This is a genomic window from Thermococcus sp. GR5, assembly GCF_012027535.1.
GTDB lineage: Archaea > Methanobacteriota_B > Thermococci > Thermococcales > Thermococcaceae > Thermococcus > Thermococcus onnurineus.
This window is the reverse complement of sequence record NZ_SNUN01000007.1, coordinates 73,278-91,217: the sequence shown is the minus strand read 5'-3', so window position 1 is coordinate 91,217 and position 17,940 is coordinate 73,278. Positions and strand designations below refer to the sequence as shown.

Genomic DNA, 17,940 nt, shown 5'->3' with positions numbered 1-17,940 from the left:
ACTCCAGATCACCTTAGCTTTCTTATTTCAACCTCCCCAAAGGGCTCCCAAGCCTCAGCCAGCCTCTCGGGCTCGTCGGTAATGGCGAAGACCGCCGGTCCCTTCCCACTGAGGCCCGGAACGGCGCCCATACTCATGGCCACTCTGAAGGGCTTCGTATCGTGGCCGAGGAACGTCCCGTATATCAGCCCGTTTATCACCGCCGCCTTCCTCCACTCCCCGGCCAGCGCAAGCCTGAATGCTTCCTCAACGTACGGCCTCAGCACGGAAAAGTCTAGCCCCCTCAGGCTCTCCGTCATAAGGCTCTCCCCGGGCATGAGCACAACGGTTTCACCTTCCACTTCCCTCCTCCCGAGTAGCTCGTTTTTCGTGTTGTCCGTTATGCAAATGCCGCCGAAGTAGGAGGCACAGGCGTCGTCGAAGGCCCCCGTGAGCGTAACGCCGGCCCGCTTCGCGGCCTCCACACCAAGCCTGACGACCTGTAAGGGCTCAAGGTCGAGCTTCAGTGCCTTGACGAGTGCCTCCGTGAGGGCGTTGGCCGCGGCGGAGCTACTTTTCAGGCCCTTTCCCACTGGTATTTCAGAGGTTATCTCAAACCTGATCCCGAAGTCCCCGCCTGTGAGTTCCCTGAGGAGGCCTACCACCGCCCGGACGAGCCTGTAGTCCTTAACCTCCTTTCCCCTCACTAGTATTTTCCCCTCTATCCCCCCTGAGGTTACCTTAACCCTCGCACTTGTCCACATATCAATCCCGATCGCCACCCCCTTTCCGGTTGCGAAGGCGTTAACCACCGTAACAGCCGCGCTTGCTGAGCCCTTCAAGCGCAACCCTCCTCATGAAATCAACGTCGGGACTTACTCCCGTCCAGAGGCGGAAGCTTTCAGCCCCCTGATAGACGAGCATCCAGAGGCCATCTACCGTAAGGCATCCCCTCGCCTCGGCCTCCCTGAGGAGGAGCGTCTTAGGTGGGGTATAAACAGCATCCATGACGACCGCTCCCTCTGGGAGAAGCTCCGGAGGGACAATGCTCCTCTCCTCGTTCATACCCACGGGCGTGGCGTTTATCAGGACGTCGGCATTTCTGATCTCAGCTTCAAGCCTCGACCTCTCCAGCCTTCCGACCTCGATTCCGAAGCGCTCGAGGGTTTTTGCCCTCTCAGGGGTTCTGTTGAGGACGACCACGCTTGCAACCTTTGAGAGCTCGTGGGCTATTGCCTTCCCCGCACCGCCAGCCCCTATGATTAGAACCCTCCTCCCCTTTAGCTTCGTGAACCTCTCAAGGGCTTTCCGGGTCCCAACTCCGTCGGTGTTGTGTCCTATGAGTTCTCCTCCCCTGTTGACGACCGTGTTAACGCTGTTAAGGGCTTCAGCCTCGCTCGAGAGGCCGTCGAGGTGCCCGACAACGGTCTCCTTGTGTGGCATCGTCACGTTGAGACCGCGGATCCCCAAAGCTCTGATCCCCTTTATGGCGCCTTCTAGGTCACTGACTTCAAAGGCAAGGTACACCGCGTTCATTCCGTAGAGCCGGAAGAGCGCGTTGTGCATCGCAGGGCTGAGGGAGTGACTCACCGGCCGCCCTATGAGCCCGTAGAGTACCGTTTCAGCGTCCATCCCCGACCACCTCAATGGCTCTCCTCAGTTCCTCGACGGTGAGCTGGCCCGGGGCGGCCTCCTCATCGAGGGACGCGTAGGTAAAGGGAGCCAGGAGCGCGCTTATGAGCCTTGAAAGCCTTCCCAAAGAACCCATGCAGAAGGCGACCACGTTCTCCCTGCCCTCGTAGAGCCTCGCAATCCGGAGGTTGTCCCCAAGGGATCTGGCCATCGTCACGATCTTCATAACGTCGGGTTCGAGGGCTTCCATGGCCTTTACCACCCCCAAAAGCTCCCAGAAGTCCGGCGTTTCCTCGAAGTTGTGGTACGACAGGACAACACCCACCCTCTTCTCCCTGGCCTCTTTCACGACTCTTTCGGCTATGCCCGAGTTCAGCCCCACGTCAACATACGCGGGGTAGAGCTCCAGCACTCTCTTGTACACCCTGAGCCTCTCCTCATCGCTTGCTTCCCTCCTGCCGCCCTCTTCATAACTTCTGAACGTGAATATCAGGTTGGGGGCAAAGGGTTCGAGCTCCTCAAGGCCGTCAAATGAGGAGAAGTGGTCCAGCCTGACCTCGTACAAATCGGCCTCTCCGGATTTTATCTTTTCAACGGCCTTCTGGGCGTTTTTTGCCAATACTACACCCACTATCATGCTGTCTCCTCCAGTGCTCTCTTAACGACCTCCTCTCCGACCTCCTCAACGTGAACCTTTCCTATGTCCTCCGGGACTACGAAGACAAGCCTTCCACGCCACGCCTTCTTGTCGAGCCTCATTTCCCTCACTATCTCCCCCGCCTCGAAGGGGTGTCTCGTGGGGAGGCCGAAGGCATTCAAGAGCTCCTCCACTTTGCCCGCGTCGAAGCCGTAGAGGTGCTCCCCAACCTTCGCCGCGACCATGAGGCCCATAGCCACGGCCAGACCGTGCTTTATTCTGTAGTCAGAGAGCTTCTCGATGGCGTGGGCAGTGGTGTGGCCGAGGTTCAGTATCCTTCTCTTCCCTGCCTCCATGAAGTCCTCCTCAACGACCTTGGCCTTGAAGAGGGCGCACTCCCTCACGAGCTCGGGGGTCATCCCGGGGAACTTCCTCACCATGCCGTATATTTTTCCCTTGAGCACGGCGTACTTGGCAACCTCCCCGAGGCCGTTGAGGACCTCCTCCCCAGGGAGTGTCGAGAGGGTTTCGTGGGCAATCAGCACGAAGTCCGGGAGGTAGAACGTTCCTATCATGTTTTTTCCGCGGAAGTTTACTCCGGTTTTTCCCCCGATCGCCGCGTCCACCTGTGCGAGGAGGGTCGTCGGCACGAGGCCGAGCATAGTGCCCCTCATGTATGTGGAGGCGATGAAGCCGGCCAGATCCGTCACAACGCCCCCGCCAAGGCCTACCAGCAGGGATCTCCTCGTAAAGCCCATGTCCACCAACATGTTCCAGACATTAACCGCCGTCTCAAGCCTCTTGTGCTCCTCTCCATCGGGGATAACTATTGCCTCCCCGCCAACGAGCTCCATCACTTTACCTAGCCACAGCCGTTCAAGGGTCGTGTTGGTCAGTATGACCACCCTGTGGGGTCTGAGCTTCTCGACTACTGAAGGGAGCTCCTCGAGGGAGCCGAATATCAGTCCCTCCATCCCAGCCCCTCCAGCTCCTCCAGAAGTTTTCTGAAGCCCTCGAAGTCGAGTTGTTGGGCAGAATCCGAGAGGGCCTTCTCCGGCTCGGGGTGAACCTCCACCATTATGCCGTCGGCGCCGACGGCGTAGGCTGCCTTGGCGAGCGGGATGACAAGGCTCCTCCTTCCGGCCGGATGGGAGGGATCGACTATCGCGGGAAGGTGGGAGAGTTCCTTGATGACCGGAACGACCGAGATGTCGAGCGTGAAGCGCGTGGCAGTTTCAAAGGTTCTTATGCCCCTCTCGCACAGGATGACGTTCTCGTTTCCGCCGCTCATTATGTACTCCGCGGAGTGGAGAAGCTCCTGAACCGTGTTACCCATCCCCCTCTTGAGGAGCACGGGGTTGTCTATTTTTCCAACGGCCTTCAGGAGCTCGAAGTTCTGGGCGTTCCTGGCACCAATCTGGACGATATCCGAGTATTTCGCCACGAGCTCAACCTGCGAGGTGTCCATGACCTCGGTAACAGTTACAAGGCCGTACTCATCGGCAGCTTTTCTCAGCCATTTAAGGGCCCTCTCACCGTATCCCTGGAAAGAATAGGGGCTTGTCCTCGGCTTGAAGGCGCCGCCGCGGATCACCTTGACCCCTACCTCGGCCAGGAACTCCGCGACCTTTGTTATCTGCTCTTCGCTTTCCACGGCACAGGGACCGGCTATGATAGTGAACCCATCTCCTATTCTAACATCACCTACTTTGATTACAGTCCTTGATTTGTACTCCTTTGAGAACTTGAATTCAGGGCTCAAGCCACCACCTCCTCAAGCCTTCTGACAACTTTCTCGGCAGTCAGACCGTACCTGTCGAGGAGCGAAAGGTAGTCCCTGCTTGAACGGCCGAACTGCGTCGTTCCTATTCTTATCACCCGCCTCGGCATCCTCTCGGAGAGCACCTCCGCCACGGCGCCTCCAAGACCCCCGTAGATGCTGTGCTCCTCAAGGGTGACAACAACGTCAACCGGAGAGGCCATCCTCAGGAGAGTTTCCTCGTCGAGAGGCTTGACCGTGTGGAAGTCGGCAACTGCCGCTCTCACGCCCTTATCCTCGAGGGTATCCGCGACCTTCAACGCCACCGAGACCATGACGCCGTTGGCTATCAGAAGGACGTCGTTTCCCTTTCTGAGGATACTGGCCTTCCCGATTTTTAGCTTAGGCCTTTCGTACACCCTTGGGGCGTAGTCCCGGCCGAGGCGCATGTAAACAGGCCCCTCAAGCTTCACGGCCTCCCTGAGGAGAACCTCAACAGAGGGTGCGTCCGCGGGTACGATAACTCTCATGTTGGGGAGCACTCTCATGAGGGCGACGTCCTCCAGACACTGGTGGGAGGAGCCGTCGAGGTAGTCAGAGAAGCCCGAGTGGGTCGAGACGAGCTTGACGTTCAGGTTGTCCCTCGCGACGGTATTCCTTATCTGCTCCCACGCCCTCATGAGGAACGAGGCGAAGGCCGAGGCCACGGGTATCTTCCCGGCTATTGCAAAGCCAGCCGCCGTCGACACCATGTCCTGCTCGCTTATCCCCACCTGAAAGAACCTGTTTGGGAAGGCCTTCTCAAAGTATGACGTCCTCGTTGAGCTCTTCACGTCGGCATCGAGGACTACCAGCTTCAGTTCTTCCCTTCCAATCTCCACGAGGGTCCGTCCAAAGGCTTCGCGGAAGCTCTCTATCACTTCTCCCACCTCGCTATTATGACCTTGGGCCTGCCCTTGATTCTCTCGGCGTAGTCCAGAGCCGTCTCTATCGCGCTCCTCTCGTTAGGAACTTCTATGACCGTCCAGCCGAAGGCGCGCCACTTGTCTGCCAGGGGTTCCTTCCTCAGCGTCTCCTCGGTTCCGCCGGTGAGCTGGAAGTAGTTCCTGTCAACGATCGCTATCACGTTGTCGAGGCCGTAGTGGGAAGCGGTCATGGCGGCTTCCCACACCTGACCCTCGTCGAGCTCGCCGTCGCCAAGGATGACGTAAACCTTTTCACCCTTTCCGTCCGCCCTCTTGGCCAGTGCTATGCCGTTTGCCACCGACAGACCCTGCCCGAGGGAGCCGCTGGAGACCTCAATGAAGGGCAACCCCCTCGCAACGTGGCTCGGCAGGCCGTCTATGTCGGCGAAGGTCAGTAGCTCTTCCCATGTTATGAAGCCCATCTCGTGGAGGGTTACGTAGAAAGCGGGTGCGGAGTGACCCTTGCTGAGTATCACCACGTCTTCCTCGCCCTTCCTTTCGAGTACTGCCGATAGTATATCCAGACAGGTCTCGGAGGAGCTTAGGTGGAAGTTGTTGACCCTCTCGAGCATGTTGCGGAGCCTGAAAACTGCTTCACTCATTTTCATCAACCTCCAGAAGATTAAGAACAAAGAACCCGTGCTCAGTAAGGCGGACCGGTTTGGGGTCGTCCCTGGTTCCGTAGTCTATGAGGCCGAGATCCTTTAGTATCTTGGCGTTCAGTTTGAGGGTTGATATCGGCTTCTTCTCCTTCCTGCTGAGCTCCTCAAGGAGGGCGTTGAGGGATCGGTGTCTTCCGTTAACGCTCCTTAGGATCAGCCGCTGGTTCTCGTTCAGTGCCCTGAGAACAAGTTTCCTAATCACCTCACCCCCGAAGGGGGTTACCAATATTGGCGGGGCATCACCTTCGGTTCTGCCATGACGATCACCGGGATTATGGGGAACGTTGCCCCTATTTAAACCCTTGGACAGGAAGGGCTGGCTATTGTACCAACTGGATAAACTCCGACCATCCATTTCCGTCAGTAGTCCCCCATATACGGGAACATCTTGTCACCATGACTCCCAACTGCCCAAAAACGTTATCTGAACAGGAACGGACTTCCGCCAGTGATGGAATGAGGTTGCCGTTATCGGCGCTGGAACCGCTGGAAGTGCAGTTGCCAAAGCCCTGAGCGAGGCCGGCCATGAGGTTATCGCACCCGGAGAAACGTTGAGAAGATCAAATGGCTTGGGGGGCATGGCGTAAAGCTCACGCGGAACAACGTGAAGGCGGCGGAATGGGCCGATGTTGTTTTCTCGCGGTCAAGCCGAACAAAGTTGGGCAGTGCTGGACGAGATGGGGAAAAGCTCGACGGAAAGCTGCTGATATTGCTGGCCGCTGGCATAGGGCTCGAATACATAGAGAGAAAAGTTCCGAAGGCTAAAGTGGTCAGGGCGATGCCCAACATAGCCGTTCTCGTCAAGGAGTCTTTTACGGCATACGCCATCGACCTAAAGGGTGACGACCTGAAAACCGTTGAGAACATATTTCCTGCCTTTGGAGAGTGCATAAAGGTTGGGGAGGAGCACATGGACGCCATAATGGGACTCGATGGTTTCGGACAGGCCTACGTGACGGTGTTCCTTGAGGCGATGGTCTACGGCCGCTTAAGGGTTGGTCTGCCGAGGGAAATTGCCTGGCTCGCCGTCCTCCAGACCCTCCTCGAGACGACGAAGCTCCTCATGGAGACGGACAGACATCCGGCCGAGGTGAAGGGAGGGGATGATAACCCCGCTGGGACTACGATAGACGGCGTCTTTGAGCTCGAGGAAGAAGGGTGAGGATGGCGGTGGTGAAGGCCATAGACGCGGCGACCAGAAAGTCGAGGATACTCTCGAAAAGGCCTAAAATCCGTTGAGGCTCATGACTTCTTCTGGCCTTTTCCTCTCGTACTTCGGCTTCGGGTCTGCCGGATATCCAACGGGCAGGATGACCTGAAGCTTGTAGTCTCTGGGGGCGTTCAAAAGCTCCTCGACAGGCTTCGGGTTGGGCGGTGTGTAGGTTACCGTCCCGAGGCCCAGCTCTTCAAGTGCTAAAAGAAGATATCCGACCGCTATCCACGTTGATTGGAGCCAGTAGGGGGCCTTTGTGTGGCCGAAGACAAGGATCAGGTAAGGGGCTTCGCTCAGGAAGGGCTTCTCTGGCCTGAATCCCTTGGCGTTCAGCCAGGCCATCAGGTCGCCCTTTGTCTTTGAGTAGAACTTCTTCTCTTCTTCCTCGCAGAGCTCCCGTATCTTCCCTTTCAGCCACTCATCGTCTATTACAACAAAGCGCCATGGTTGGGCGTTCATTCCGGATGGAGCTTCCTTTGCAGCCTCGAGGGCTTTCATGATTGCATCAAGTGATGGTTTATCCGGTAGGAACTGCCTCACAGTCTTTCTCCGCTTTGCGAGCTCAAAAACCCTCATGCCACCACCGTAGGGGTTAGGAGAACAGAGATAAAAACCTTGGCCTCAAACGTAGAAAACCATTCCATCATACGCGACCAGAACTTTGTTGCCCCATCTTTGCGGACGTACTCCGTGAGTTCGAGGAAGGGCAGGTTTTTGTGAGATATGTGGCTGAGAACGGTTCTCTCGGTAAGCTCAAGCCTAATTTCAGCGCCCTCATCAACGTTGTTGTGATAGGGATCATCGAAACCCGGGGGATAAGTGGCGTCAACGATGGCCAGCCTCAGTGGGGCCTTTTTCTCCAGAACTTTCCACGTCTCCTCTGGAAGTCCCTTTGTGTCGTAGAGTATTGCAACACTCTTTCCGTCCTCCTCGATTAAATAACCGAGAGTTTCAACCTGGTGATTGAGCTTTAGGGCAGTGATCTTGAGCGTGTCGATTTTCAGAGTATCGCCGGGCTTTATGAAATTCGGCTGCAGGTTTTTGGGGTCGTTGAGTATCAGCGCATCCGCGTGTTTGCCACTGTAGAGGGCTTCCTCTGGGCGAAGCCAAAGTTCCTCGCCTCGTTGCATGAGGAACAGGTGCAAAGGTGAGCCGGAATTCCCTCGCTCCCGCCGGTGCCGATAAAGTAAACTATCATCCTGCCACCTATTTTACGGTCGTAAAATAGTCCCCTTATAAGGATTGCCACCAACTCTAATCCATGAAGTTCATCGCCGACATGATGCTTGGTCGTTTGGCCCGCTGGTTGAGGCTCTACGGCTACGATACACTCTATGGAATCGAGGATGACAATGAAATACTCAGGATTGCCCTAGAGGAAGGGCGAATAATACTCACAAGAGATTCCGGTTTGGCCAGAGTGGCGAAAAGGCTCGGTGCAGAAGTGATTCTTATCCACTCAAGCTCACTTGAGGAGCAGGTTAAGGAACTCAAGGAGCATGGACTGGAGTTCAAAGATCTCTTCCCCACCAACGCGAGATGTCCGAAGTGCAACGGGCTGATAAGGCCGATTCGAAAGGGGGAAATCAGAGACAAAGTTCCATCGAGCGTTTACGCAAATTACGACGAGTTCTATATCTGCGAGAGCTGTGGTCAGATATACTGGCCGGGGAGGCAGTGGAGGGAGATGCTAAAAATCGACGAAAGGCTGAGGAGGATTTAAAAACTTCTGCCCCAACTCGGTTTGGTGAGCCAATGGAGTGGGAAGAGTGGGAGCCTTTCTACCTACGCATAGTCCGTGAGATGGGTTATTCCATTGAGAAAGACCGCGAAGCCGCCCAAATACTGAGAGCGCTTCTGTTGGAGGGAGATGACTACATCCTGAGGGAGGAACTTAAGGCGGTCGTCGGCAGAAGAGTCTATATCTTCGGCGCCGGTCCCAGCCTTGAGGAGGTCTTAAATGAGTTCGACTTCTCCGATGGGACGCTCATAGCCGCCGACGGTGCCACTTCCGCACTGCTTGAGTTCGGCTTGGTTCCAGACATTGTTGTTACTGACCTCGATGGAAGGATTCCTGACTTGAAAATAGCCAACGATAGGGGGGCATTTATGGTAATCCACGCCCACGGAGACAACATCGAGAAGATGGGCATTTACGTACCCATTTTCGAGCGAATCCTCGGAACGTGCCAGACCGAACCCTTGGACATCGTCTACAACTTCGGCGGCTTCACCGACGGCGACAGGGCGGCTTTTCTGGCTGAGGCACTGGGGGCCGAGGAGGTAGTCCTGGTCGGCTTTGATTTCGGTGAAACGGTCGGCAGATGGAGCAAACCGGGTCTGAAGGAGCACTCGCCGGTTTGGGAGAGCAAGCGAAAGAAGTTCGCCTTTGCGAAGGAGCTGCTGGACTGGTTGGCGAAAAATGGAAAAGCGAAGATTATCCAATTCTCTGTCTCAGGTGAGGGAGGATAACTTTTTTATATTGCTTTACCACTACTAACATAGGTGGTTCTATGGCGGATGTTGAAACGGCCAAACTGCTCATAAAGATTGGGGGAATAATCTCGCTTATAGTAGGGGTTCTCGGGGGATTGGTGCTTCTGATAACCATCATTGGCATAATCCTTGCAATTCCGGCGTTCATACTCGCATGGTGGATCTACAAGCGCTCCAATGAGGTTGTGGAGCTCGTTGATATAGGGGAATACAAAGAGGCTAAAAACAAGCTCATTATACCAATGGTGCTCTCGCTCCTCTTCTTCAGTACGGTAAGTGGTATCCTAATGCTTGTGGGCCTTATACTGCTCCCCTCAGAACCGTCCACCCATTCAAAACTCGAAAAATCCTAATGTTAAAAAAGGAGGGACTCAAACGAGATCCCTCAGCTTCTTCACTTTTCCTGCCTTTATCTCCAGGTAACCGAGCTTCTTCAGAAGGCGAAGGATTTCTTCCAGAGCCTTCGGCGAATAGTTTATCACGAGGGTTCCCTTCTCGGTGGGTATGGCCATTGGTGAAACCCTCACGAAGCCCTTCACCAGATCCTCCTCGGTAACCTTCTCGTTTCCGAGGGCCTTGAGGATTTCCCCTGCGAGGATAGCCCTGCCGATGAGCCCGAAGTAGACCTTTAGGAGGTAGTCCTCGGGGAAGTACCTGGCGGCGAGCTTTCCAAGGGTGTTTATCTTGCGTATGTCGAGCTCGAGGATCTCGAACTCGTACTCCATGGTTAGATCAGTGAAGGCGAACTGCTTGGCGATTTTTTCGGTGCTCTCCGGGTTGTGAACGAGGTTGAAGGGGAACTTAAACTCAAACCTGAGCTTTGTGATATCAACGCCCTCTTTGAGCTTTATTATTCCATCGCTGTACTCTATCGCCTCGTTTCTTGTGAGCTGGTCGAGGATTTCAACGACCCACGGACCCTCCTGGATGAGCGTCTCGAATTTTTCGCCAACCTTTATGTGCTCCAAGATGTGGTTCAGACTCTCCTTGAATGACAGAAAACCCTCTTTGAGCGCCTCCTTGTCGGCTCCTTCCATGACGTCTATCTGAGCACCTATCTCTTCAAGTGTCCCCTCAAGAAGATAACCCACGAAGCTCTCGTAGCTTAGCCTCTCATGAAGTTCAAACTTGATACCTTCTCTCTTGAGGTCTTCAAGTAGCGATCTTTTGACTGCTTCGTTCTTCGTGACGAATCTCATTCTATCACCGAACGGGAAACGATTAAAAGCCTTATAGGTTTTTGGTTTCTGGAGGTGAGGATATGAGCGAGAAGCAGTATCTCCTCGACAAGACTCTTGAAACGTGGAAGGGCAAAAGAGTGGCCTTAGCCGTAAGCAGCGAGCACTCCTTCACAGGAATAATCGAAGACTTTGACGAGGAGGTTATCCTCCTGAGGGACGTTGTGGACATAGCTGGAAACAAGGCCAAGGCTCTGATAGTTAAAATCGATGACCTTAACTGGATAATGCTCCTGTGAGGTGATGATATGAAGGCCGTAGCATTCGTTGGCTATAAAAAGAGCGGGAAAACGGCGACCCTTGAAGCAGTCGCGAGAGTTCTGAAAGAGCGCGGTTACAGAGTTGCGATAGCCAAGAGCATGCATGGGGACTTCGACAGAGAGAACAGCGACACTTGGCGCTTCTCAAAGATTGCCGACGCTGTCATCGTGAAGGCCCACGACACTGATGCGCTCCTCTTCAGGGCCAAGGACATAAATGCCCTCTTTTCGATGGTCAACGCCGATTTTCTTCTGCTGGAGGGCTTTAAATCGGTGCAACACTTGCCCAGGGTCATCTGCGCGAGAGATGCCAAGGACGTCCTCGAGCTCAACAACGGTCTAGCGATAGCGGTGAGTGGGATCATAGCCGAAAGTGGGATTGACGAGGTTGAGGGATTGCCGGTTATAAACGCCCTCACCGAGCCCGAGAGGCTCGCCGACCTCGTGGAAAAGCGCGCCTTCATGCTGCCCAACATAGACTGTCACATGTGTGGCTTCAAGTGCGCTGAGATGGCGAAGATGATTGTCAAAGGCGAGAAAACGCTCAATGACTGTGTGGTTCTCAGCTCAAAGCCAAAGGTCACTGTTAAGATAGACGGCCAGGTTCTTCCGATGAAGGACTGGGTACAGGAGCTCGTCGAGAAGACGATTAAGGGCATGCTCTCGGCAATGAAGGGTTACAGGGGTGGGAGGAAGATAGAAATAATCATAAGGGATGATTGAGTCTTTCGAAGTCCCTAAATCCAACACTTTCAACCTTTTCCCTCAACATTCTCCCTTTTTTGACCCTCTTTGCCATTGGTCCGTAATGCTACTCACGATTTCAACAGGAACTTCCCGAACTTTCTCTCCTTCAAGCACAAAAGCTCTGTAGTTTCCATTATCATCAACTATCAGCCACACCACTGGCCAGAGCCTCATACCCGGCAGATCATGCCCACTCGGCCTCGGTGGGCACTTCAAGTGGGAGTGGAAGATGCCAACGACTTCAAGTCCCCTTTTTTCTGCCTCGTCTATAGCTTGCACCATCTCAAGGGGTTCCATCTCAAACGCCGTTGGGGAGCCGATGCGGTTAGTTATGAAGCGAATATCCTTGACGATAGCGCTTTCACAGTTTTTTCTGCCAAAAAGGAAACCACATATCTCGATCCCTGATTTCTTCGCCGCCTTGATAATCCGGTTTAAATCCTCTTGTCGAATCGTCAACTTCATGTTCGAGAATATGCCCGTTAAGCTTATAAATTTTGGACCAGTGACAGGATTTTGCGGTGGTAAAATGAAATGGGCCCTCACTCTGCACGGCGGGGAAAACCATGGTGAAACTATAATCTTCCACGCCGAAACAGCTGACGAGGCCAGAAGGGTCGCGGTCAGGGAAATGAAGCGGAAGGACGCGAGGGTTTTTGAGCTCGAGAAGCTTGAGTGAATTCTGCGTGGTTTTCTTTCCTCTTACTCTTCCTCCACGATGATGCCCACATTTGGGTCTCTTGTAAGTAATGGGCATCAATGCTCACTTTCGGCTGTGGTTTTCCATTCATTGACGTGCTCAATTGTGCAGTAATGTTTTTAAAAAGGTCGAAATTTTCTATCACTCACGGTGATATATTGGGGGTGACTTCATGCTGGCAAGAATAGTCTACTATCGCGAAAACACTCTTCCAGAGGAGCTCGTCGTTGCAGTTAACAGCATCGAAAAGGCCGAGAAGATTGCAAGGGAGAAGATGGGAGAGTTTAAGGCCGTAGACTTCGAAGTCGAGATGATAGCTTAGTCTCTCCCCTCCGATTTCTATCACATTAACGTTGATTGGCAGCTCTTTAGGCTTGTTAGCTACCTTTTGGCCGCCTCTTCGGGCGGGCGCGCTATAAGGGCGACGTCGCCTTCGTAATGCTCGCCCCTCGCTATGCCGTAACCTATGGTCCTCCTCACCTCATTCCTGTATTTGGAGACCAGCTTTTGGGTATGCTCAACAGCACGCGGTATATCATGCAACTACTTCCTTAGAATTTTCTAACCCGAACAGAATGAGCACCAGTCCAGTTAGAGTCGCGGCAAAGTAGACTTTGATGCTGACGAAGTGCATCGGAATTGCGAGTATCAAAATTAGTCCAGCTGTTCTCAGTATCATCTGTTCGGTCATCTTGGCAAGCACGTCGAGGGTCTTGTGGAGGTAATAGAGCGAGAGCGCCTGCAGGAACAGGAAGACCACGTGAACGCCGTTGTAAACGAGCGGGCTCGTTTCAATCGGGGTTATCCCAAGCACTTTCGCCCAGCCAGATATGCCGAGGAATATCTTTGCCACGTAGAGCGGCACCGAGAGGAGGAAGGCGACTATCGAAAGCCTAACTGCGCGGCCTAGCTCTTTTCTGCCGAGCTTGTCGAGCGCTCCCCTAAGAAGGAGCAGGCCCACTATAGTGAGGGGGTAGAGGTACATCATGAGAACCAGAGTTAGCCCATAGGCTCCCTGGAGCTTTCTTATTACTTCCATAGCATCCCCAGAAAAGATGGTTTCAAAAGGTTAAAAGGTTAGAGGCTGGGGCATCGGCCCCTTGCCCCGTGTGAACTATTGTTCACTGGCTCACGCACCGCGTGAGTGCTTGAACTGCTCCTGGATTTTCTTGTAGTACTCCATGGTCTCCTTGCTCACGCTCGGGCCTATCTTCTCCAGTGCCTCCTCGAAGTCGGCCATTGTAACCTTGACCTTCTGCTTTATCTCGTCGGCCTTCATTCCAGGCTTGATGACTCCCTCCTGGAGGGCCTTCCTCATGGCGAGCATGGCAGCCTCCCTGACCACTGCCGCTATGTCAGCTCCGGTGTAACCCTCCGTTCTCCTGGCGAGCTCTTCGAGGCTGATGTCCTCAGCGAGTGGTACGTTTCTGGTGTGCACCTTGAATATCTCTAGTCTGGCCTTTTCGTCTGGCGCTGGTACGAGTATCAGCCTGTCGAACCTTCCTGGCCTGAGTAGGGCTGGATCTATGATGTCTGGCCTGTTGGTTGCAGCAATGACAACCACACCGCTGTTCTCGGCTATGCCGTCCATCTCGGTGAGCAGCTGGTTGATGAGCCTGTCAGTGACCCTGTTCACGTCAGTGCCGCGGCGTGGGGCTATGGCGTCTATCTCGTCGATGAATATCACCGTCGGGGCTGCCTGCCTGGCCTTGCGGAATATCTCGCGGATGTTCTTCTCACTTTCACCGACCCACTTGCTGAGCACCTCTGGACCTCTGATGGCGATGAAGTTGGCTTCGCTCTCCGTGGCCACTGCCTTGGCTAATAGCGTCTTACCGGTTCCCGGCGGACCGTAGAGGAGTATTCCCTTCGGTGGGGTTATGCCCAGTCCGAGGAAGGCCTCCGGGTACTTGAGCGGCCACTCGACGGCCTCTTTGAGCTCCTGCTTAACATCTTCAAGGCCACCGATGTCGTCCCAGCGGACGTTCGGGACTTCGAGGAGCACCTCCCTGAGCGCTGACGGCTCGACCATCTTGAGGGCCTCGTAGAAGTCCCTCTTGGTGACCTTGAGCTCCTCTAGGACCTCCTTCGGTATGTGCTCGGCCTCGAAGTCTATCTTGCCCTCCTTGATAAGCCTCCTCAGAGCGGCCATCGCTGCCTCTCTTGCCAGCGCTGCCAGATCAGCTCCAACGAAGCCGTGGGTCTTCTCGGCCAGCTCCTCCAGCAGGTCGTCGATGAGCTTGACCTTGACCTCATCGTAGAGCCTCTCATCGAGCTCCCTGAGTATCTCCTTGACTTCCTCCTCGGTCTTGGCCCTTTCCACCTTCTCGATGGCCCTGTCGATGACATCCCTGAAGCGCTCGTCGCCACGAAGGTTCTCGAGTATCTTCTTGACCTTGCTAACCCTGAACTCTGGCTCGATTGGCATCCCTCTGGTGTGTATCTGGAGTATCTCTTTCCTGCCCTGCTTGTCGGGAACTCCGACCTCAAGCTCACGGTCGAACCTTCCTGGCCTTCTGAGGGCAGGATCTATCGCATCGGGCCTGTTGGTGGCGGCAATGACTATGACCTTTCCGCGGCTCTTGAGGCCATCCATCAAGGTTAGGAGCTGGCTGACGACTCTCTTCTCGACTTCGCCGTGGGTCTCTTCCCTCTTGGGAGCAATTGCATCAATCTCGTCTATGAAGATTATCGCTGGAGCGTTCTCCTCTGCCTCCTTGAATACCTCTCTGAGCCTCTCTTCGCTCTCGCCGTAGTACTTGCTCATTATCTCCGGTCCGTTGATGGCTATGAAGTGCGCGTTCGCCTCGTTGGCGACGGCCTTAGCGAGGAGCGTCTTTCCAGTTCCAGGCGGACCGTAAAGGAGCACACCCTTCGGCGGCTCGATGCCGAGCTTCTCGAATATCTCCGGGTGCTTGAGCGGGAGCTCTATCATCTCCCTGACCTTCTGGATGACGTCCTTGAGGCCACCTATGTCCTCGTAGGTGACGCCGAGTGCTGCCATCTTGCTGACCTCCTTGACGGGCTTCTCGCTGACGGTGAAGTCGGTGAACTCGGTTATCTGGACTATACCGGCTGGAGTAGTCGCGGTGACGACGAAGGTGAGCTCCTGACCGAGTATACCTACCTTGATGTAGTCTCCCCTAACGACTGGCCTGCCGACAAGCCTGCTGTGGAGCCACTCAACGAAGTCGTGTCCAAAGCGTATCGGCTCGGTCGGGGCAACTATGGCCTTCTTGGCTTCCTTGACCTCTGCCTTTCTGACCGTAACCTCGTCGCCAAGTCCAACTCCAGCGTTCTTCCTGATGGTTCCATCCATTCTGATGATGGAAAGTCCCTCGTCCTCTGGGTAAGCTGGCCAAACGACCGCGGCGGTGTTCTTGGTTCCGATGATCTCGATGATATCACCCGGCTGGACGCCAATCTCGCGCATGGCTTTCCTGTCTATCCTAACTATCCCTCTTCCAACGTCGCGCTGGTATGCAGACGCGACCTTCAGCTTAACTTCCCTCTTTTCGGTCATTATTTACCACCTCCAAACTTTTCATGACCGATGATCTTGATTAGACTGATTTTAGCCAAATTCTGGCCAAAGATTAACAAAAAAACGAAAGCGTCACTCAATCTTAACCTCGAAGCCATCTCCTTCCTTCTTGGTCGGGTGCTTCTTCGGAATCCTGATTTCAAGGACGCCGTTGTTGTACTTGGCCTTGGTCTTCTCTGGTATGACTTCCTCCGGGAGCCTGATGATCCTCCTGTAGCCGCTGTAGTAGCGCTCGATCTTTATGGCTCCCTCGCGCTCAAGCTCCTTCTCGCGCCTGACCTGGGCCTCGATGTAAACCGCATCTTCGGTGACCCTGACCTTGATGTCCTCCTTTCTGACTCCTGGAAGCTCAGCGGTGATGACGAACTCGTCACCCCTGTCGAAGATATCAACGAAGGGCTCCCTCCAGACCTCGCTTGTAAACTCTTCGTACGCTGGCCCCTCGCGGTGGCCCCAGAGCCTTGGCCCGCGCATGAAGTCCCTGAATATCGCGTCAATCTCCTCCTGGATCTCTCTCATTATGTCGAATGGGTCCCAGTAAGGGCGGTCCCTCCTCCAGACCACCGGCACCACCCCCCATCTTTTGGTTACCAGTAGTAACTAAAAAAGAGGAGTTTATAAAGTTTTGTGTCTTTTAGTGTGCACCGGTGACTAAAACCTGCTTCACTCTTTGGTTTTCTTTTCCTTGAACCTCACAATGGGCGCGTTCCAGACGAGCTTGGTGGGGATGGTGACGGTCTCTCCGTCGTCCCCGATTAGAACAATGTTCGTGGCGTTTATCTCCTTAACGACACCCTTGTAGCCCTTTAGGTTCACATAGTCACCTATCTCGAAGGGCCTCACTGCCGATATCCAAGCACCTGCGGCTATGTTGTTCAGCATGTCATGCAACCCAAAGGCCATGAGGATGCCGATGAAGGCCGTCACGCTTATCGTCAGGCCCTCAATTTGGTAGCCCAAGTAACTTAAAGCTGTGAAGATCGAGAACATGACTCCTACAACGACGACAAAGTCCTCAAGGAAGTCGAGGATGAGGTCGTGGATGTTAAACCTGTTCATGGATTTCCTTATGCCAATTCCTATGATCTTTGAGATTAGAGAGCCAATCACGATTATGAGGATTGCATAAATCAGCTTTTCGAGTTCCATGGGATTTCACTACTTTAGGTTGTCCCTGCGCCTTTTAAGGTTAGAGCTCCAGAACAGAGTTGGGCTCGAGGGCCTCCGCCTCGTAACCCAGACCCCTCAGTATACGGGCGAACTCTCCGGCGAAACCATAAACTGTGAAAATTCTCTCGGGCTTTACTCTCTCTACTATTTTCATCAGCTCCCAGAAATCCGCATGATTGCTCAGCTTCAGCCTCCCAAAGCCCGAAACAGTAAGCTCCCACGGTGAAAGAGAGTTCTCAACCCTCGGCGAGCGATAGGAGCGAAGCACAATATCGCCATCTCTTTCGATGTTGCGAAACTCGATCCCGAACTTCGCGTAAATCCGAGCAACCTTCAGCATCTCCCTAGAGACTTTCACAGTATAGCCATGAACGTCGAGTATCTTCATGACTTCCTGGGCTTTTCCCATCTGGTTGACGTAGAGGGTCGGCCTCTTCCCCCTGTCTAAGGCCTCCTCCACGAAGGCCACCAGCTTTTTCTCGGCCTCTCGCGGGGATGGGAACGTGAACGAGGGGATCCCGAAGGTAGCTTCGATTATGAGAACATCGGCTCTCGGAAAGTGGCTCTTTTCGGCAGTTCTCAGCTTGAACCACTTGGTGTCGCCGGTATAGAAAACCGTTCCCGTGTCCAGCCAGAGCTTTATCCCGGCGGAGCCGAGCATATGACCCGCTGGATAGAGCCTGGCTTTGTACTCGCCGAGGTAGAAGGTCTCTCTAAACTCGGTCTCGCGGTAGAAGCCGCCCTTCCTGAGGTGGCTGAGGAACTTTGTCGCTTTGGTGGCGAAGATAACCTCGCCGCTAACAAAATGGTCGGCATGGGCGTGGCTCTGGAATGCTATCTTGGCGGAGCTGTCAAGACCGAGGTTGCGTATCAGCATTATACTGAACTGCGGTGACGGTTCAGAAATCTTTTACGGTGCATTCTCAGCGCATGGCTGG

General features: G+C 54.3%; 26 protein-coding genes and 1 pseudogene. 9 read left to right on the top strand and 18 right to left on the bottom strand.

What is annotated here, in order from left to right:
* Positions 1–8: 8 nt before the first annotated feature.
* The 8 genes from E3E33_RS08015 to E3E33_RS07980 are packed head-to-tail and all read right to left on the bottom strand — an operon-like array spanning position 9 to position 5,836.
* Positions 9–827: a shikimate kinase gene (locus E3E33_RS08015; RefSeq protein WP_167711517.1), complete on the bottom strand. Its 819-nt coding sequence runs from the start codon at positions 825–827 to the stop codon at positions 9–11.
* Positions 784–1,611, bottom strand: coding sequence for a shikimate dehydrogenase (locus E3E33_RS08010; protein WP_167711518.1), 828 nt, complete (start codon positions 1,609–1,611; stop codon positions 784–786). The genes E3E33_RS08015 and E3E33_RS08010 overlap by 44 nt, the downstream gene beginning before the upstream one ends.
* Positions 1,601–2,248, bottom strand: coding sequence for a 3-dehydroquinate dehydratase (locus tag E3E33_RS08005; protein WP_012572095.1), 648 nt, complete (start codon positions 2,246–2,248; stop codon positions 1,601–1,603). Before E3E33_RS08005 ends, E3E33_RS08010 begins: the two co-directional genes overlap by 11 nt.
* Entirely contained in the window at positions 2,245–3,222 is a 978-nt protein-coding gene (locus E3E33_RS08000) for a 3-dehydroquinate synthase family protein (protein ID WP_012572094.1), read from the bottom strand. The genes E3E33_RS08005 and E3E33_RS08000 overlap by 4 nt, the downstream gene beginning before the upstream one ends.
* Positions 3,210–4,010, bottom strand: coding sequence for a 3-deoxy-7-phosphoheptulonate synthase (gene aroF, locus E3E33_RS07995; protein WP_012572093.1), 801 nt, complete (start codon positions 4,008–4,010; stop codon positions 3,210–3,212). Before aroF ends, E3E33_RS08000 begins: the two co-directional genes overlap by 13 nt.
* Complete coding sequence (locus E3E33_RS07990; protein ID WP_167711519.1) at positions 4,007–4,927, bottom strand: transketolase family protein; 921 nt, start codon at positions 4,925–4,927, stop codon at positions 4,007–4,009. The genes aroF and E3E33_RS07990 overlap by 4 nt, the downstream gene beginning before the upstream one ends.
* Complete coding sequence (locus tag E3E33_RS07985) at positions 4,924–5,574, bottom strand: thiamine pyrophosphate-dependent enzyme (RefSeq protein ID WP_012572091.1); 651 nt, start codon at positions 5,572–5,574, stop codon at positions 4,924–4,926. The genes E3E33_RS07990 and E3E33_RS07985 overlap by 4 nt, the downstream gene beginning before the upstream one ends.
* A complete protein-coding gene (locus E3E33_RS07980; protein ID WP_238516376.1) occupies positions 5,567–5,836 on the bottom strand; it encodes a hypothetical protein in 270 nt (89 codons plus the stop codon). The genes E3E33_RS07985 and E3E33_RS07980 overlap by 8 nt, the downstream gene beginning before the upstream one ends.
* 268 nt (positions 5,837–6,104) lie before the next feature.
* Between E3E33_RS07980 and E3E33_RS11145 the strand changes: the two genes are divergently transcribed.
* The gene (locus E3E33_RS11145) at positions 6,105–6,221 is read left to right on the top strand and encodes a hypothetical protein (RefSeq protein ID WP_337998375.1); all 117 of its coding nucleotides are present in this window, start codon (positions 6,105–6,107) and stop codon (positions 6,219–6,221) included.
* Positions 6,222–6,292: 71 nt separating this feature from the next.
* The gene (locus E3E33_RS11140; RefSeq protein ID WP_342764295.1) at positions 6,293–6,796 is read left to right on the top strand and encodes a pyrroline-5-carboxylate reductase dimerization domain-containing protein; all 504 of its coding nucleotides are present in this window, start codon (positions 6,293–6,295) and stop codon (positions 6,794–6,796) included.
* 63 nt (positions 6,797–6,859) lie between these two features.
* Here E3E33_RS11140 and E3E33_RS07970 read toward each other — a convergent pair whose 3' ends face one another.
* Together E3E33_RS07970 and E3E33_RS07965 are read right to left on the bottom strand one after the other, a co-directional pair.
* Positions 6,860–7,423: a nitroreductase family protein gene (locus E3E33_RS07970; RefSeq protein ID WP_167711520.1), complete on the bottom strand. Its 564-nt coding sequence runs from the start codon at positions 7,421–7,423 to the stop codon at positions 6,860–6,862.
* A 45-nt stretch (positions 7,424–7,468) separates the two neighbouring features.
* Positions 7,469–8,045: pseudogene (locus E3E33_RS07965) on the bottom strand (MBL fold metallo-hydrolase).
* 63 nt (positions 8,046–8,108) lie between these two features.
* Here E3E33_RS07965 and E3E33_RS07960 point away from each other — a divergent pair.
* From E3E33_RS07960 to E3E33_RS07950, 3 genes are read left to right on the top strand one after another with little or no spacing between them, the layout of a single operon-like run.
* Positions 8,109–8,570 (top strand): Mut7-C RNAse domain-containing protein, encoded by a 462-nt coding sequence (locus E3E33_RS07960; protein WP_167711971.1) that lies wholly within the window; start codon positions 8,109–8,111, stop codon positions 8,568–8,570.
* 32 nt (positions 8,571–8,602) lie between these two features.
* The gene (locus E3E33_RS07955) at positions 8,603–9,319 is read left to right on the top strand and encodes a 6-hydroxymethylpterin diphosphokinase MptE-like protein (RefSeq protein WP_167711972.1); all 717 of its coding nucleotides are present in this window, start codon (positions 8,603–8,605) and stop codon (positions 9,317–9,319) included.
* 41 nt (positions 9,320–9,360) lie between these two features.
* Positions 9,361–9,696 (top strand): hypothetical protein, encoded by a 336-nt coding sequence (locus E3E33_RS07950; protein ID WP_167711973.1) that lies wholly within the window; start codon positions 9,361–9,363, stop codon positions 9,694–9,696.
* Positions 9,697–9,714: 18 nt separating this feature from the next.
* On the opposite strand, the gene E3E33_RS07945 is transcribed toward E3E33_RS07950, so the two are convergent.
* On the bottom strand, positions 9,715–10,542 hold the full coding sequence (locus E3E33_RS07945; RefSeq protein WP_167711974.1) for a hypothetical protein: 828 nt from the start codon (positions 10,540–10,542) through the stop codon (positions 9,715–9,717).
* A gap of 62 nt (positions 10,543–10,604) precedes the next feature.
* On the opposite strand from E3E33_RS07945, the gene E3E33_RS07940 reads away from it, so the two are divergent.
* Both E3E33_RS07940 and E3E33_RS07935 read left to right on the top strand, forming a co-directional pair.
* Entirely contained in the window at positions 10,605–10,820 is a 216-nt protein-coding gene (locus E3E33_RS07940) for an LSm family protein (protein ID WP_012572081.1), read from the top strand.
* Between the two features lie 9 nt (positions 10,821–10,829).
* Positions 10,830–11,564, top strand: coding sequence for a molybdopterin-guanine dinucleotide biosynthesis protein MobB (locus E3E33_RS07935; protein WP_167711975.1), 735 nt, complete (start codon positions 10,830–10,832; stop codon positions 11,562–11,564).
* A 42-nt stretch (positions 11,565–11,606) separates the two neighbouring features.
* Here E3E33_RS07935 and E3E33_RS07930 read toward each other — a convergent pair whose 3' ends face one another.
* A complete protein-coding gene (locus E3E33_RS07930; RefSeq protein WP_167711976.1) occupies positions 11,607–12,053 on the bottom strand; it encodes a M67 family metallopeptidase in 447 nt (148 codons plus the stop codon).
* A 64-nt stretch (positions 12,054–12,117) separates the two neighbouring features.
* Between E3E33_RS07930 and E3E33_RS07925 the strand changes: the two genes are divergently transcribed.
* Positions 12,118–12,267, top strand: coding sequence for a hypothetical protein (locus E3E33_RS07925; RefSeq protein ID WP_167711977.1), 150 nt, complete (start codon positions 12,118–12,120; stop codon positions 12,265–12,267).
* A 193-nt stretch (positions 12,268–12,460) separates the two neighbouring features.
* The gene (locus tag E3E33_RS07920; RefSeq protein WP_012572077.1) at positions 12,461–12,610 is read left to right on the top strand and encodes a hypothetical protein; all 150 of its coding nucleotides are present in this window, start codon (positions 12,461–12,463) and stop codon (positions 12,608–12,610) included.
* 59 nt (positions 12,611–12,669) lie between these two features.
* Here the strand turns inward: E3E33_RS07920 and E3E33_RS07915 are convergent, their stop codons facing one another.
* From E3E33_RS07915 to E3E33_RS07890, 6 genes are all read right to left on the bottom strand, one after another.
* Entirely contained in the window at positions 12,670–12,831 is a 162-nt protein-coding gene (locus E3E33_RS07915) for a hypothetical protein (RefSeq protein ID WP_240912056.1), read from the bottom strand.
* A complete protein-coding gene (locus E3E33_RS07910; protein WP_167711978.1) occupies positions 12,824–13,327 on the bottom strand; it encodes a transposase in 504 nt (167 codons plus the stop codon). Before E3E33_RS07910 ends, E3E33_RS07915 begins: the two co-directional genes overlap by 8 nt.
* A gap of 90 nt (positions 13,328–13,417) precedes the next feature.
* On the bottom strand, positions 13,418–15,811 hold the full coding sequence (locus tag E3E33_RS07905; RefSeq protein ID WP_167711979.1) for a CDC48 family AAA ATPase: 2,394 nt from the start codon (positions 15,809–15,811) through the stop codon (positions 13,418–13,420).
* 93 nt (positions 15,812–15,904) lie between these two features.
* Entirely contained in the window at positions 15,905–16,396 is a 492-nt protein-coding gene (locus tag E3E33_RS07900; RefSeq protein ID WP_012572073.1) for an Hsp20/alpha crystallin family protein, read from the bottom strand.
* A 99-nt stretch (positions 16,397–16,495) separates the two neighbouring features.
* Positions 16,496–16,981 (bottom strand): mechanosensitive ion channel family protein, encoded by a 486-nt coding sequence (locus tag E3E33_RS07895; RefSeq protein ID WP_167711980.1) that lies wholly within the window; start codon positions 16,979–16,981, stop codon positions 16,496–16,498.
* A 40-nt stretch (positions 16,982–17,021) separates the two neighbouring features.
* Positions 17,022–17,879: an MBL fold metallo-hydrolase gene (locus E3E33_RS07890; RefSeq protein WP_167711981.1), complete on the bottom strand. Its 858-nt coding sequence runs from the start codon at positions 17,877–17,879 to the stop codon at positions 17,022–17,024.
* Positions 17,880–17,940: the final 61 nt, after the last annotated feature.

What these genes read in the sequence shown, in the direction of transcription:
- E3E33_RS07920 (WP_012572077.1), top strand. Translation starts at nt 12,461, where the DNA reads ATGCTGGCAAGAATAGTCTACTATCGCGAAAACACTCTTCCAGAGGAG.
- E3E33_RS07895 (WP_167711980.1), bottom strand. Translation starts at nt 16,981, where the DNA reads ATGGAACTCGAAAAGCTGATTTATGCAATCCTCATAATCGTGATTGGC.
- E3E33_RS07950 (WP_167711973.1), top strand. Translation starts at nt 9,361, where the DNA reads ATGGCGGATGTTGAAACGGCCAAACTGCTCATAAAGATTGGGGGAATA.
- E3E33_RS07955 (WP_167711972.1), top strand. Translation starts at nt 8,603, where the DNA reads ATGGAGTGGGAAGAGTGGGAGCCTTTCTACCTACGCATAGTCCGTGAG.
- E3E33_RS07890 (WP_167711981.1), bottom strand. Translation starts at nt 17,879, where the DNA reads ATGCTGATACGCAACCTCGGTCTTGACAGCTCCGCCAAGATAGCATTC.
- E3E33_RS08005 (WP_012572095.1), bottom strand. Translation starts at nt 2,248, where the DNA reads ATGATAGTGGGTGTAGTATTGGCAAAAAACGCCCAGAAGGCCGTTGAA.
- E3E33_RS07960 (WP_167711971.1), top strand. Translation starts at nt 8,109, where the DNA reads ATGAAGTTCATCGCCGACATGATGCTTGGTCGTTTGGCCCGCTGGTTG.
- E3E33_RS07905 (WP_167711979.1), bottom strand. Translation starts at nt 15,811, where the DNA reads ATGACCGAAAAGAGGGAAGTTAAGCTGAAGGTCGCGTCTGCATACCAG.
- E3E33_RS07940 (WP_012572081.1), top strand. Translation starts at nt 10,605, where the DNA reads ATGAGCGAGAAGCAGTATCTCCTCGACAAGACTCTTGAAACGTGGAAG.
- E3E33_RS08000 (WP_012572094.1), bottom strand. Translation starts at nt 3,222, where the DNA reads ATGGAGGGACTGATATTCGGCTCCCTCGAGGAGCTCCCTTCAGTAGTC.
- E3E33_RS07985 (WP_012572091.1), bottom strand. Translation starts at nt 5,574, where the DNA reads ATGAGTGAAGCAGTTTTCAGGCTCCGCAACATGCTCGAGAGGGTCAAC.
- E3E33_RS08010 (WP_167711518.1), bottom strand. Translation starts at nt 1,611, where the DNA reads ATGGACGCTGAAACGGTACTCTACGGGCTCATAGGGCGGCCGGTGAGT.
- E3E33_RS07925 (WP_167711977.1), top strand. Translation starts at nt 12,118, where the DNA reads ATGAAATGGGCCCTCACTCTGCACGGCGGGGAAAACCATGGTGAAACT.
- E3E33_RS07910 (WP_167711978.1), bottom strand. Translation starts at nt 13,327, where the DNA reads ATGGAAGTAATAAGAAAGCTCCAGGGAGCCTATGGGCTAACTCTGGTT.
- E3E33_RS07930 (WP_167711976.1), bottom strand. Translation starts at nt 12,053, where the DNA reads ATGAAGTTGACGATTCGACAAGAGGATTTAAACCGGATTATCAAGGCG.
- E3E33_RS07935 (WP_167711975.1), top strand. Translation starts at nt 10,830, where the DNA reads ATGAAGGCCGTAGCATTCGTTGGCTATAAAAAGAGCGGGAAAACGGCG.
- E3E33_RS07970 (WP_167711520.1), bottom strand. Translation starts at nt 7,423, where the DNA reads ATGAGGGTTTTTGAGCTCGCAAAGCGGAGAAAGACTGTGAGGCAGTTC.
- E3E33_RS07945 (WP_167711974.1), bottom strand. Translation starts at nt 10,542, where the DNA reads ATGAGATTCGTCACGAAGAACGAAGCAGTCAAAAGATCGCTACTTGAA.